A 13,671-nucleotide genomic window follows, 5' to 3' on the forward strand; every position below is an offset into this window, starting at 1 on the left:
ACTCCGTAGATTGGGGTTGCGGCATATACCTGAGGAGTTTCTGAATTAATATCAGGAAACAAACGTACTAGGTATATACTACCAGAACCTGTTTTACATCTTCGTGTAAAAACCTGATCTCATTGCTCATCACTCGCTCCAGGTTCTCAGCATTTTCCCAGCAGCAACGCCGTACCATACTCCCGGATTTGAGTATGCACCTAACCACAGTAAATGAAGTTATACATTAAGTACATGGTCAGCAGCCGCTGCAAAGCGCTGGTGCAGGAAGAGCTGATAAATCTCGGGTTACGATCAGAATATGTGGTGGTTGACCTTGGCATCGTTGAAATCCTCAAAGACATCACCGATATTCAGCTGAACCAGTTGAAAGAGAACCTGAGCAAGGCCGGACTGGAGTTGCTCGACGACAGCAAAAGCAAACTGATCGAGAAGATCAAGACGCTGATCACCGATATGATCCACGCGTCGGAAGAGCAACCGAAAGTGAATTATTCGGTTTACATAAGCGAGAAACTCGGTTACAACTATAACTACTTGGCCAACATTTTCTCAGAGGTCAAGGGCATTACCATTCAGCAGTTCATCATCATCCATAAAATAGAGAAAGCAAAGGAACTGCTATTTTATGATGAGCTCTCCCTGACCGAAATCGCCCATCGCCTGCATTACAGCAGCGTGGCCCACTTGTCTGCTCAGTTTAAGAAAGTGACCGGCCTCTCGCCTTCTTTTTACAAGAAAATAAAAGACAAGCGGGAGGGCGTGCTCGAAAACCTGTAACATTTGAAACATACTTGAATAAGTATGTAAAGTATTCCCTGCTATTACACTCACCTTTGTACATCCCTATACCTGCCGATTCATCATGCAGGGTGACTGCACGCATGTTTGATTTTCCCTGGCCAGTATCCTAACATAAGGTGTTCTGCTGCCTGGCAGGAGTAAACGCACAGGGGATTAGGATCGCATTCTATAAAGCATTTTTAAAACTACCTGTCATGGTAACACCTCGACCTGTGAGTTCAGCACCATACCTACACTTCCCAAACCGCTTACGTTTGCCTATGAACCTTCAAAAACTAGAAACCGGAAACGCATCCTTCGATCATATATCCCATGGCGGACTGCCCATAGGCCGCACTACACTTGTGGCGGGTAGCTCTGGTAGCGCTAAAACTTTGTTTGGGGCACAATTCCTGGCACTGGGCATTCAGTTGTTCGACCAGCCGGGTGTTTTTGTCACCTTCGAAGAACAGGTAGACGACATCCGCAAACACCTGAGGAGCTTCAATTGGGACATCGACACCTGGGAAAAGGAAGGGAAATGGATATTTGTGGATGCCGCCCCGAAAGAAGAGATCATCATTGCTGTCGGAGACTTTGACCTGAGCGCCTTCAGAATAAGGCTGGAAAGAGCCGTAACGAAATGCAAAGCGCAGCGCGTTGTCATCGACTCCATAGGCAGCATCTTCACGCAGTTTCACGAAGAGACACACACCATCCGCCGGGAGCTGATACAGGTAGCGCTTACCTTGTCGCGCTTAGGTGCCACGTCCATCATCACGGCGGAGCGGCTGGAAGAGTATGGGAATATCACGCGGTTTGGGGTAGAGGAATTCCTGACGGACAATGTGGTGATACTCCGCAATGTGCTCCATAATGAAAAGCGCAGGAGGACCATCGAAATACTGAAGTTCAGGGGCAGCGACCACGAAAAAGGAGAAAACCCCTTTACCATAAACCCGGAGAAGGCGATCGTCATCATCCCCTTGTCAGCCATGATCCTGAAGCACACCTCTTCTAATGAAAGGGTTACTTCCGGTATACCTGCACTCGACGAGATGATAGACGGCGGGTTTTACAAAGGCTCTATCAACCTCGTTTCCGGGGCCATAGGAGCCGGCAAAACTTTGCTCGTGGCAAACTTTATAAACGGCATCCGGGAGAAAAAAGAGCGCTGCCTGCTCATGGCTTTTGAAGAAAGCAGCGCACAGCTTTACCGCAACGCCACTGGATGGGGAATTGATTTCAAGCAGCTGGAAGACGAAGGACTACTGAAAGTGATCTGCGTATATCCTGAGATTTCCTCCCTGGAAGACCATTTCATCAACATCCAGGAAATTGTAAAATCCTTCAAGCCCGACAGAATCGCCATTGACAGCTTATCGGCTTTGTCTCGCGCATCATCTGACAAAGGTTTCCGGGAGTTTATCATCGCTTTCACGGCATACCTGAAACACCAGGAAATTACAGGCCTGTTTACCTCTAACACGCCCTTGCTGGCAGGTGGCACATCCGACACAGAAGGCAATATCTCTCCTATCACGGACTCCATCATCCTGCTTCGCTATGTCGAGATGTCGGGTGCAATGCAACGCAGCATCGCTGTGCTGAAGATGCGCGGATCCAAACACGATTCTTCTATCCGCAAGTTTACGATCTCGGACAAGGGTGCTAACATAGGCAAGCACTTCGAGGGCATCAGTGGTATCCTGACGGGTAACCCCATGCTGATCAAGCTAGAGTAATTTTGAAGACAGTACACCCATAGTAGCCGGTTACTTCCGGAGCTTTTAGCCAAGAAAAACAAATGAGCATGCATGTATTTCAGCTCTTTATTAACGGACACAGCCTAAACTCCATCGAGGCTGTGGACACGCTTCTTAAAATTTGCAGGGAGAATTTGAATGGTAACTATCAGCTTGAAATAGTCGATATCCAGAAAGACCCTGACAAGGCGGAAGAGGCGGGCATTATTGCTATACCTACCCTCATCAGAATGGAACCGGCACCAGTCAACCGCATTATAGGCGCTTTAAACGTCAGGAGCCGTGTTTTAGCCGGGCTAGGTATATCGAGTATGCACAAATAAGGTCCAGGAGAATGGCCAGTATTTTAACAAAGTCAAGGTTTTGTAATTTATTCATCGTATATTGTAGAAAATAATGAGAAAATGTGCCTGCTAACAAGTAGCAGGTTCGTCAAAAAAACACAAAAATGAACACAGGAACAGTAAAATTCTTTAATGACTCGAAAGGGTTCGGTTTTATTAAAGAAGCAAATTCAGATCAGGAATACTTTGTACACGTTTCTGGCCTTACTGACGAGATCAGAGAAAGTGATGAAGTGACTTTTGACCTGCAAGAAGGACGAAAAGGATTAAACGCGGTTAACGTAAAGCGCGCTTAGTTCTAAGCCATATTCAAAGGAAAGCCTTGCCTCCGGCAAGGCTTTTTTATTGCTGCTGTGGTTAATTTTAGCGCTCACAGCTTTTCTTATACCTATAAATTTAAATACGCGAAAGATGAACAGAAAATACCTGGTTGATACCGAAACAAATGAATATCTGTGCGTTGCTCTAAAAAAGGGAATGGAGTGGATTCCTAACAATCAGGACTCTCTTCCTGACTTTATGAGCACGCGCACGCCTGTAACTGAGAGCGGCTCCGTGCTACTTTCGGGAGAATTCAATGATAATGCCTTTTTTGAAAAGTGGATTCGCAACGGCACGAACGTATTGTTTAAGTATTAACGGCGGCTCGCTAACGAAAGCAGCATCCTAACAACAACTAGAGCTCCCTCTATCAAAGCTTTAGTCACTTCTTATTGAAGATTAGTTCAGGACAAAAAGAGAGACAGAAAATAGCCACACTAAAAGCGAAGCCCGCTTGCATGGCCTCATCCCAATATCTCTCTCCCTTAAGGGAAAATCAACCTGGACTAAAGCCTTCACCAACAACCTCACAATTGTGCTGAACGGGTGGATATAAATTTGTAATTTTGATAAGCAAATTTAAATCAAACACCAGAAAAAGCACTTCTTTGAATACTCCTGAAAGAAATCAGATCAAAGCCATTGCGCTTTACCAGATACTTGGCGGCATCTTAGGTATAGCCCTTACCGTTTGGGTCATGTTTAGCGGCGAAATGGTTGTAGACCAGACGGCCCTGCGCATTGGCCTGTTCGCCGGCGGACTTTATATCTTCTCCATTCTTTGCGGTCGCATGCTTTTCCGTAACCCTAGACGCGGCCTGGTGCTCTCTATCATCAACCAGTTGCTGCAGGTCATCTACTTCTCGTTCGGCGCCTACGGCTTTCAGTATGTGGCAGGCCTACGCATAGGGGTGGGCGTGGATATGGTGGAAGGCTGGATCTTCAAATTCAGGCTGGCCCTCTCCTCTTTTCACTTCAGCATCGGCACCGACCTCGGCCAGAAATTCATCGGCATCAACCTTATCGCCCTGTTTCTGATCTTCTGGATAGAGCGGCTGATGGAGAAGGTAAAAGCATAGCGGCTATACCTTCGCCAGGTATAGGTATAGGTATGCAGTATTAAATTTATAGAATGGTAAAAACAGGTATACCAGCTAATACTTATTCTCTAATTCTCAAAGTAGTAGTTCTATCTCTGCTGCTTGGGTATGTTATAGAAAACACTCTTTTGGCGATTGGCTTAGGAATCTTGTCAGGGCTTATACTGCATGTTTGGGTTAGCTACTATGATTGCGTGGTACATCTGGAAAACGGAGTAGCTAAGTTCTACTTCCTGAGACCACTCTTCTTTAAAGAAGAGCATGACTTAAAGCATCTGGACAAGGTGGAAATAATCAGGGAAGATAAGGATAAAACCCAAAGAGAAATCTGGTGGCAGGCTGATATGCTCTTCCAGTTCAGCTATGATAAGATGATTCTCTATAAAGGTAAGACAGTTCACGAAGTCAGATTCAGGACCAATGAGAGCGACTTGCCTAAACTGGAAGCAGCAGTAAGAGAAATATCTGAAAGAAAAGAAGGTGTAACTAAGAATAACCCTGCATAACCAAGTTCAGCCTTAACCCTCGCTACGCTTGGGCTTCGGCTGCACAAATCCGGTATAGCATATACCTCACAGCCTAAAGTATGAACGCAAAGCCCCGGTTGTATGGCCGGGGCTTTTCGTCTATAATAGGATATCAAATCCTGTGTTTAGTGCCTGTACAAACGATCAACTCACATAAGAAGATTCTTCTGCTAGTGCGAGCTTGCAGCTCGTACTGTTACTCTTGCTGAAGGTATAGCTGCTTGGAAAGGTGTAGGCATGAGATGCAAGCTCGCGCCAGCTGTGTCCTCTGTACCAAGATCTTTTCGGGATGACAAATAACAGGATGGAGAGGGCCTAACGCTAAACCGTTAGAGGTATAGGTATAGCTCAATCCCACTGTCTGAATTACAATTAAAAAGCCCCGGCCAAACGGTCGGGGCTTTTCATTTATTCCAGAATCAAAGATCCAATTTCTTAGATCTTGTGCCTACACAAACTATCGATTCACATAAGCAGGATCACCACCATCTTCATCCGGAAGGTCTCCGCCTTTGGCGCGCAGTTCGGCCAGGCCTTTTTTACCGTAGGCTAGTCGGGTGATCACTACATACAGTACCGGAACCACGAAGATCGCCAGGAAGGTAGCAGCCAGCATACCGCCAATAACTACCCAACCAATGGTCTGGCGCGAAACGGCTCCTGCACCGGAAGACATTGCCAGCGGAACCACACCTAATATGAAGGCCAGCGAGGTCATGATGATCGGACGCAGACGCAGCTTCACCGCTTCGATCGTAGCCTCGAGCAGGTCCATCCCCCGGTCCACCCGTTCCTTGGCAAACTCCACGATCAGAATGGCGTTCTTGGCCGCCAGACCGATCAGCGTGATCATACCCACCTGGGCGTACACGTTGTTATCCAGTTTAGGCAGCAGCGTGAGCGCAAGTATCGCCCCGAACATACCCAGCGGAATGGCAAACAGGATAGAGAACGGCACCGACCAACTCTCATACAAGGCAGCCAGCAAGAGCAACACCAGGATGATCGAAAGCGAGAAGATGTAGATCGTACTGCCGCCTGCTGCAATCTCCTCACGGCTCAGGCCGGAGAATTCGTAGCCATAGCCGGCAGGCAACACTTGTTCCGCCACTTCTTCCAGCGCCTGAATAGCCTGGCCCGAGCTGTAGCCCGGCGCTGCGCTACCGTTGATGTCCACGGAGCGGAACAGGTTAAAGTGCGAAATCACAGGGGCGTTCTCCACTACCCGGGTTGTTACCAAAGCACTCAGCGGAACGGACTCTCCCTGGCGGTTCATCACATAGAACTGCTTCAGGCTTTCGATGTCCATGCGGTAGGCCGTGTCGGCCTGCGCCACCACCCGGAAGTTACGGCCGTAGCGGGTGAAGTCGTTGACGTAGCGGCTACCCATGTACGTTGACATGGTGGCATACACGTCGGCGATGTTTACGCCCAGGCGCTTGGCCTTTTCGCGGTCCACATCCACGTGGTAACCCGGCGTTTTGGCTGTGAAGAAGCTATAGGCCATGGCAATTTCAGGGCGCTGGTTGGCTGCTCCCAGGAACTGCCCCATCACCTGCTCCAACTCTTTTACATCGCCGGCCCTGCGTTGCTGCAACACAAACGTGAAACCACCCGAAGCGCCCAGTCCAGGTATAGCCGGCGGTGCCACCACCAGAATATTGGCTTCTTTTATACCTGACAGCTTTTGCTGCAGCGTGGCCATCACAGCCTGCAGTTGCTCTGATTCATCCTGCCGTTCATCCCAATGCTGTAGCTGCACGAAGAAAGTACCGCTGTTTGATTTGAATGAGAAGTTGATCGCGTTGAGACCTGCCACCGAAGTATAGTTGCGAATAGCCGGAATAGTGGCCATTTGCTCGCCTATTTCGCTCAGAATAGCGGAAGTTCGGCTGGTGGAGGCACCTTCAGGCAGCTCTACTGACACGAACATGCGGCCCTCATCCTCAGTAGGTATAAAGCCGGTCGGTTTGTTCACAAACAGGCCAAAAGTCCCCACATAGAGGCAAACCAGCAGGATGAGTACCAGCGGGGTCGCTTTGATGCTCTTCCGCACGCCGACAGAGTAAGATTCGGTTGTGCGGGCAAACCAATTGTTAAACTTATAGAAGAACTTGTTGATGCCACGTGAATCCTTATCCACGTTCATCGGCTTCAGCATCAGCGCGCACAGTGCCGGTGTCAGGGTAAGGGCCACAAAAGCAGAGATTAGTACCGAAATGGCAATCGTGATCGCGAACTGCTGATACAGACGGCCCACTATGCCCGGTATAAAGCCCACCGGTATAAACACGGCTGCCAGTATAAGCGCAATGGCGATTACGGGAGCCGTAATCTCTTTCATGGCCTTCCGGGTGGCATCTTTCGCGGAAAGCCCCTCATGGTCGATGTTATGCTGCACCGCTTCCACTACCACAATGGCATCATCCACCACAATACCGATCGAAAGCACGAAACCGAAAAGTGTCAGGGTGTTGATCGTAAAGTCGAGCGGGATGAAGAAAATGAAGGTACCGATGATGGACACAGGTATAGCCAGGATCGGGATGAGCGTAGCACGCCAGCTCTGCAGGAACAGGAACACCACAATGATCACAAGTATAAGGGCTTCAATCAATGTCAGCACCACCTCGTTGATCGACACCTGCACCACCGACACCGTCTCAAACGAAACGATGTAGTCCACATCGGCCGGGAAGGTTTCCCGCAGGTCGTCCAGTGCCGCGTAAATGCCCTCGGCTGTATCCAGGGCGTTACTGCCCGGCGCCTGGTAGATCAGCATCATGGTGGCCGGGTTGCCGTTGATCTTGGATTCACGGCCATAGTCGAAGCGGCCAAACTCAATTCGGGCCACATCGCGCATGTAAACGACCGAGCCATCAGCGGGATTGGTGCGCACAATGATATCGCCGAACTGCTCCTGCGTCTGCAAGCGCCCCGTTACGGTGATCGGGTACTGAAATGCCTGCGAACTATACTGCGGTGAGTTACCGACCGAACCAGCGGCCACCTGCAGGTTTTGCTCCTGAATGGCGGCCGTCACTTCGCTGGCCCCGATGTTGTACTGCGCCAGTTTATCCGGCTGCAGCCAGATACGCATACTGAAGTCCTGGCCAATCGAGAAGATATCGCCTACCCCGTTCACACGCATCAAGGCATCTTTGATGTAAATGTTGGTGTAGTTGTCGAGGAACTGGATATCGTGGGTGCGCTTAGGGGAGTAAATACCGATCACCATCATGATACTCGGGTTACGTTTACGCACGGTCACACCCAATCGGCGTACCTCTTCCGGCAGGGTTGGCTCTGCAATACTGGCGCGGTTCTGCACATCCAGTGTGGCGATGTCAATATCGGTCCCGATCTCGAACGTAACTGACATGTTCATCTGTCCTGTGCCCGTACTCGTGGACGAGATATAGGCCATGCCCGGCGAACCGTTGATCTGCGTTTCGATTGGGGTGGCGACCGCTTGTTCTACCGTGAGCGCATCCGAGCCGGTATAGTTAGCCGATACCGAAACCGATGGCGGCGAAATATCCGGGTACTGCGTTACGGGCAAATTCAACATGGCCAGCACACCCACCAGTACGATCACGATCGAGATCACCATGGCGGTAACGGGCCTTCTTATAAATACGTCTGAAATCATAATGTCTGCTTAATCTACTGAAAGACCTGTTTCCAATTATCTTGCGGCTCCTGCCTGTGGCTTGCCTTGCTCAGGTCCGCCCAGCTGTACTTTGGCCCCCTGGCGCAGGCGCTGTATACCTTCGGTCACGATCTGCTGCCCTTCTTTCAGGCCTTCCCGCACGACAATGCTGCCGTCCACGCGTGAGCCCAGCTGCACGTTCTGCTGCACCACGGAGTCGCCCTGCACCACATACACGTAATACTCACCCAATTGCTCTGTCACCGCCTTGGACGGGATCACAATCTGATCACCCAGGTCCTGGTTCAGCACATTCAGGCTCACGGTCATACCCGGAATCAGCCTTTCGTCCGGGTTCGGGAATTGCACGCGCACCGTTGTGGTGCCTGAGCGGCGGCCGATGGCCCTGTCGATGGCGACCAGCTTGCCGTTGTGCTCGTAGCGCTCGCCGTTGTTAAAGCGGATAGTGAAAAGCGAGTCAGGCTGCTTGCCCTGCTGCAGGTTGTTGAAGCGGGCGAGCTCGCCTTCGTTGATCACAATGTCAACTGCTATCGGGTCAGAAGAGGAAATGGTGTTCAGCAAAGGTTGTCCCGGCGATACCTGCGCCCCTACCCTTACCTGCGAGATGCCAATGGTTCCGCTGAAGGGCGCATTGATGACCGAGTAGCTCAGGTCGGTGGACGCGCTGCTTACCTGTGCCTGCGCAGCAGACACCTGGGCGCGGGCGGTCTGCACTTCGGTGCGGGCGTAGTCCACCTGCTGGCGGGCAATGGCATCGCGTTCAGCCAGGCGCTCGTAGCGCTCTAGGTCCTTCTCGGCGCGGGCCAGGTTAGCCTTGGCGCTCTGCAGACTGGCCTGCGCCTGCTGTATACCTGCCTGGTATTTGTTCTGGTCTATTTCGTAGAGCTTCTGCCCCTTTTTGACGCGTTGCCCGTCCTGCACAAAGATGTTGGTGATATAGCCCGCTACCTGCGGGCGCAACTCTACCTCCTGCAGCGGTACTACCGTTGCCGGATAGGTATCGCGGCCGGTCACGCTTTGCTGTTTAACCTGAATCGTGTTCACCGGAACGGCCATGGCCATCGGGTTCATCTGCTGCTGTCCGGCATCGTCACCGCCGCAAGACACAAGCATAGTTGGGCTGATGATGGCTGCAAACAGCCAGGTGTACTTATTTTTCATTGTCCTGATTCTCTGATGTTATCGGTTGATGTCTATGTTTCCAAGGGCTCGCTGCAGGTCTAGCTTGCTTGAGAGCACGCTGTAAAGGGCATTGTAGTAATTGAGTTGCGTAGTGCGCAGTTCGGTTTCGGCCACGATCAGGTCCACGTAGGCCTTCACGCCCTCGTCATACTGCAGCTTGATGATCTCGTACACCTCTTCGGCCATCACCAGGTTCTGCTGCACCGTGCGCCACTCTGTGTAGTCGCCTTTGTAGTTGGCCAGTGCCGTCTGGTACTCGGTGTTGATGGCCCTGCGCGTGTCTTCGATCTGCACGTCCAGCCGGTCTTCCTGCAGCTGCGCGATCTTCAGGTTTTGCAGCCTTCTGGTACCCTGAAAGATCGGGAGAGACGCCTGTATACCGACCGACGAGTTGGGGAAGTGCTGATTATAAAGGTTAGCAAACTCGTTGTTGAAGTACAGGAGGTTGTAGTTGGCAAAAGCGGACACAGTCGGCAGGAAGCTCCAGCGGTTGTAGGCCGTGTTCAGCTTCAGCAGCTCGCGCTGTGTCTGCAATTGCTGCAGTTCCACCCTTTTGTCGAAGGCGATCAATTCGGTGGTGTCTACCTGCACCTCCTGCTCCATGCGACCATAATTGTAAGTCAGGTTCAGCTCCTGCTCCACCGGATAGCCCATCAGCTGCTTCAGGTAGGCCAGGCTGGCTTTTATGCTCTCCTGCACCCGCTTGCGGTCTGACCGGATGTTGGCCAAGGTTATGGCAGCTCGCTGGTAGTCGGTCTTGTCAACGATGCCAACCTCGTAGCGACTGCGGGCGTCATTGTACTGCTTTTCCTGGCGCGAAATGTTCTGGTCCAGAATGCGCAGTTGCTCCTTGGTGAGCAGCACATTGTAGTAGGCCTTGCTCACCTCTACCACTGTGTTGATGCGGGTATCGGTCACTTGCTGGTCCAGTAGTAATTTTTGGGAGCGGGAAGCTTTGGAAGCCAGAAACAGGTTGTTGTCAAAAATGCTTTGGGTGGCCTGCAGCGCTATGTTGGAGTTGTATTTCTGTCCGAAGGTGATGATCTCCCCCCCGATTGGCTGCTGCTGCCGCTTGATGTTGTAAGTACCCCCGAAATTGGCACTGATCTGCGGAAACCATCCCGACAGGCTGGCCCTGATCTCCCTTTCGCCGATCTGTTCGTCGATCAGCGCCTGCTCCATGGCCGCCGTGTTCTCCAGCGCGTAGTTCACAACCTGCTCCAGCGTCAGGCTATCTGTTGTGGCCACATTCTTGCTGTCCTGTGCGAACAGAGTGCCCGGCACCAGCAGGGAGGCAATCAGCAAATGTTTAAAATATAGCTTTAATTTCATGTATGCGTTTGGTGTTCAGCTTTTTAGATGAGTATTAAACGTGCAGATGTGGCAACCGATGGTAATTCTGCAGCTTTAGTTTTTTCTTTCATGTTTCATCTTGGCGCTTGTAGTTATTGTTTAAACATTAATAGGCTTGCATTTTTTTGCCTTGGGAGCAGTCGCTAACGACCAAGGGCAATTCCATCCCAGAGCAACTGCTGTATCTGCTGCAGCTCTTTTCTGTCGAAGTGGAGTCGGCCACTGGCCGTCATTTTGGCCATCGAGATGATACTGCTATGGGTGAGCGTGGCCAGAATCTTGGGGCTTACTTTTTTCAACTCCCCCTCTTGTATGCCGCGCTCAAAAAAGGCGAACAGCAAGGTATAGAACCTGTCTTCCGCAAGTGGCGGCATAGTGGTGTGGTATGGCGAGTTCACAAACTGCTCGAAAAACCTCAGCAAATCCTGGTTGTCGCGGTAAAAGGTATAGAGCCCGGTCCAGAGCTTAAAAAAGCACTCCTTGAAAGGTATAGTAGCGGAACTCTCCCGCTCCACCACGGCAACCGCCTGCTGCTGCGCATAGTTAAACAACTCACGGAGCAAATGTTCCTTGCTCTCGAAGTAGTGGTAGATCGTGCCCGCAGCCACCCCCGCATGCTTGGCCACCATGCTCATAGGCGTACCATGGAAGCCGTTTTCCCGGACCAGCTCCATCGTGCTTTTGAATATGGCCCTCTTCTTATCCGACATCTGCTCCATAGACACAACCTCCAATTGAATGTTCATTCGGTTTGCAAAGCTACGGTTGTAGCTACAATTGTGAAAGCATTTCCGTCGAAAAGCAGAATTTTCTGGCCAAACGACTCCGAAAGCATGGTAAATAAACGGGATTGCATGCGGAAACGTAAATATAGCTATAGCGCATTTTTTAATTAAATCATACAGCCATGGCTCTTACACACGAATTCCGCCACAGCCCCCGTATCAACAGCGCCAACAACCCGGTCTGGATGGACGGACTTAGAATCCTCCTCGGCCTGTTCCTATTTGTAAAAGGGATACTGTTTCTGGAGCACACCACCGACGTTTTCTTCCTCCTCACTTCCAGCCAGGACGTGCTTCCGACTGGCAAGGCGCACTTTCTCACCAGCCTGGTGCATGTAGTGGGCGGCCTGATGATCGCTTTCGGGATGCTCACGCGCCTGGCGCTGCTCTGCCAGATTCCGATCCTGCTTGGTGCGCTGCTGGTCGTGGACCCGCAGCGGGGCGCTCTCCTGGGTGACTCCGAGCTGATCATGACCCTGATCGTCACGGCCCTTATCCTGTTCTTTATGATCAAAGGTCCCGGCCGTTACTCCATCGATAATAAGGTGCTGCGACCAAAGCGATCGGGGGTAGAAGCTTAGGCTTGAAGCAGGTTTGACTTGCTGAAAAATATCAATGCCCATGCTATTGGAAACAAGCCTTAGAATGGTTAGATCATCAGGAAATTTCGTTCGCTACGCCTTAGGGATATTGCTCCTTATAGTAGCATTGAACGCATTTGGCGGCGGGTATTACGGCTTGTCGGGAGCAGAAGATATTCCCACTGAATGGTTAGAGGGCAGTCCCTTTCAGGACTATTTTATTCCAAGCCTATTCCTCTTTTTTATTATTGGAGGCTATGCTCTTGTTACTGCTATTGCTCTGTTTAGAAGACACCGCCTGGCAGGTATGATAGCTTATAGCTACGGTATAATCCTGCTGCTTTGGATCGCGATACAGGTTGCTATCATAGGATACACGTCTTGGTTACAACCGGCTACAGCTGTTGCAGCTATTATCATTCTTATATTAACGTGGCAACTTCCCAAGCAGGAGCACTGAACTCCTTTAGCTTTGTAGTACTGCAATTCTCACCTTCGCTTTTACCTGACCATGCGTAGTAATGACTGGAAGAGAATGAATTTATTCCATTAAAAAGACTAATAGCCATCGCAGAAGCTGATACTTCCTATCTGACACTAACTGGATTAAACAGTTATACCTGCCTCTCTAAGGTATAGCCAAAAGATTAGGCTTTTCTACTCCAACGTTTCGACAAAGAGCCGGAATTCCTGGTATACCTCGGAAAGCTTCCGGGGCGGGAAATGCGCGTTCAAGCCGCTAGGGTTAGGCAATACCCACAGCTTCGTGTTCCCGATGGTCTGTTCCTGTATACCTATACCTGCAGTTGCTTTCCCGAAAGCCACGCGGTAGGCGGATATACCCAGCAAAGCCAGCACCTGCGGCTGGTACCCGATTACTTTCTCCTCTAGCTTTGCTGCTCCTTCTTTCAACTCCACGGCTGACAACTCAGCGGCATTTGCCGTGGCCCTGTCCACAACGTTAGTGATTCCGAAACCCAGGTCCAGCAGCTCGCTTTCTTCCTCGGGCAGGTATAGCCGGGGCGTGAAACCTGCTGCATGCAGGGTTGGCCAGAAGCGGTTGCCCGGACGCGCAAAGTGATGCCCGACAACAGCCGTGTAAAGTCCCGGATTGATGCCGCAGAAAAGGACTTTGAGGTTGGGCGCTACGATATCAGGCAAGGTTCTCCCGTTTGCCGCCGCCAGTTCTTCTTTGGTAGGTCTTCGTTTTTGAGGTTGCATACCTGTTCTTTACTGAGGCTTGGTGATTGCAGTTA

14 protein-coding genes are annotated in these 13,671 nt (G+C 50.7%); 9 read left to right on the forward strand and 5 right to left on the reverse strand.

Annotation, left to right across the window (positions count from 1 at the left end):
- Positions 1-213 precede the first annotated feature (213 nt).
- The 7 genes from AC4QZR_RS10000 to AC4QZR_RS10030 all read left to right on the forward strand — a co-directional run bounded on the left by AC4QZR_RS10000 (position 214) and on the right by AC4QZR_RS10030 (position 4,820).
- A complete protein-coding gene (locus AC4QZR_RS10000; protein ID WP_494480780.1) occupies positions 214-780 on the forward strand; it encodes a helix-turn-helix domain-containing protein in 567 nt (188 codons plus the stop codon).
- Positions 781-1,064: 284 nt separating this feature from the next.
- Positions 1,065-2,528, forward strand: a complete 1,464-nt coding sequence (kaiC, locus tag AC4QZR_RS10005; RefSeq protein ID WP_494480781.1) for a circadian clock protein KaiC — start codon at positions 1,065-1,067, stop codon at positions 2,526-2,528.
- 68 nt (positions 2,529-2,596) lie between these two features.
- Complete coding sequence (locus AC4QZR_RS10010) at positions 2,597-2,872, forward strand: circadian clock KaiB family protein (RefSeq protein WP_494480782.1); 276 nt, start codon at positions 2,597-2,599, stop codon at positions 2,870-2,872.
- A 125-nt stretch (positions 2,873-2,997) separates the two neighbouring features.
- Entirely contained in the window at positions 2,998-3,189 is a 192-nt protein-coding gene (locus tag AC4QZR_RS10015) for a cold-shock protein (protein WP_494480783.1), read from the forward strand.
- Between the two features lie 115 nt (positions 3,190-3,304).
- Positions 3,305-3,532 carry a hypothetical protein gene (locus AC4QZR_RS10020; RefSeq protein WP_494480784.1) on the forward strand — a complete coding sequence of 76 codons (228 nt, stop codon included), beginning with the start codon at positions 3,305-3,307 and terminating at the stop codon, positions 3,530-3,532.
- A 290-nt stretch (positions 3,533-3,822) separates the two neighbouring features.
- The gene (locus AC4QZR_RS10025) at positions 3,823-4,293 is read left to right on the forward strand and encodes a hypothetical protein (protein WP_494480785.1); all 471 of its coding nucleotides are present in this window, start codon (positions 3,823-3,825) and stop codon (positions 4,291-4,293) included.
- Between the two features lie 53 nt (positions 4,294-4,346).
- Positions 4,347-4,820, forward strand: a complete 474-nt coding sequence (locus AC4QZR_RS10030; protein ID WP_494480786.1) for a hypothetical protein — start codon at positions 4,347-4,349, stop codon at positions 4,818-4,820.
- Between the two features lie 478 nt (positions 4,821-5,298).
- On the opposite strand, the gene AC4QZR_RS10035 is transcribed toward AC4QZR_RS10030, so the two are convergent.
- The 4 genes from AC4QZR_RS10035 to AC4QZR_RS10050 form a co-directional block, all read right to left on the reverse strand.
- Positions 5,299-8,493 (reverse strand): efflux RND transporter permease subunit, encoded by a 3,195-nt coding sequence (locus AC4QZR_RS10035; RefSeq protein ID WP_494480787.1) that lies wholly within the window; start codon positions 8,491-8,493, stop codon positions 5,299-5,301.
- A 36-nt stretch (positions 8,494-8,529) separates the two neighbouring features.
- The gene (locus AC4QZR_RS10040) at positions 8,530-9,675 is read right to left on the reverse strand and encodes an efflux RND transporter periplasmic adaptor subunit (protein WP_494480788.1); all 1,146 of its coding nucleotides are present in this window, start codon (positions 9,673-9,675) and stop codon (positions 8,530-8,532) included.
- Between the two features lie 18 nt (positions 9,676-9,693).
- Entirely contained in the window at positions 9,694-11,028 is a 1,335-nt protein-coding gene (locus AC4QZR_RS10045; protein ID WP_494480789.1) for a TolC family protein, read from the reverse strand.
- 164 nt (positions 11,029-11,192) lie between these two features.
- Positions 11,193-11,795: a TetR/AcrR family transcriptional regulator gene (locus tag AC4QZR_RS10050; protein ID WP_494480790.1), complete on the reverse strand. Its 603-nt coding sequence runs from the start codon at positions 11,793-11,795 to the stop codon at positions 11,193-11,195.
- A gap of 161 nt (positions 11,796-11,956) precedes the next feature.
- On the opposite strand from AC4QZR_RS10050, the gene AC4QZR_RS10055 reads away from it, so the two are divergent.
- Both AC4QZR_RS10055 and AC4QZR_RS10060 read left to right on the forward strand, forming a co-directional pair.
- Entirely contained in the window at positions 11,957-12,415 is a 459-nt protein-coding gene (locus AC4QZR_RS10055; RefSeq protein WP_494480791.1) for a DoxX family protein, read from the forward strand.
- 64 nt (positions 12,416-12,479) lie between these two features.
- Positions 12,480-12,875 (forward strand): hypothetical protein, encoded by a 396-nt coding sequence (locus AC4QZR_RS10060; RefSeq protein ID WP_494480792.1) that lies wholly within the window; start codon positions 12,480-12,482, stop codon positions 12,873-12,875.
- A 197-nt stretch (positions 12,876-13,072) separates the two neighbouring features.
- Here the strand turns inward: AC4QZR_RS10060 and mug are convergent, their stop codons facing one another.
- Entirely contained in the window at positions 13,073-13,636 is a 564-nt protein-coding gene (gene mug / locus AC4QZR_RS10065; protein ID WP_494480793.1) for a G/U mismatch-specific DNA glycosylase, read from the reverse strand.
- Positions 13,637-13,671: the final 35 nt, after the last annotated feature.

The organism is Pontibacter sp. YIM B11418 (assembly GCF_059278805.1).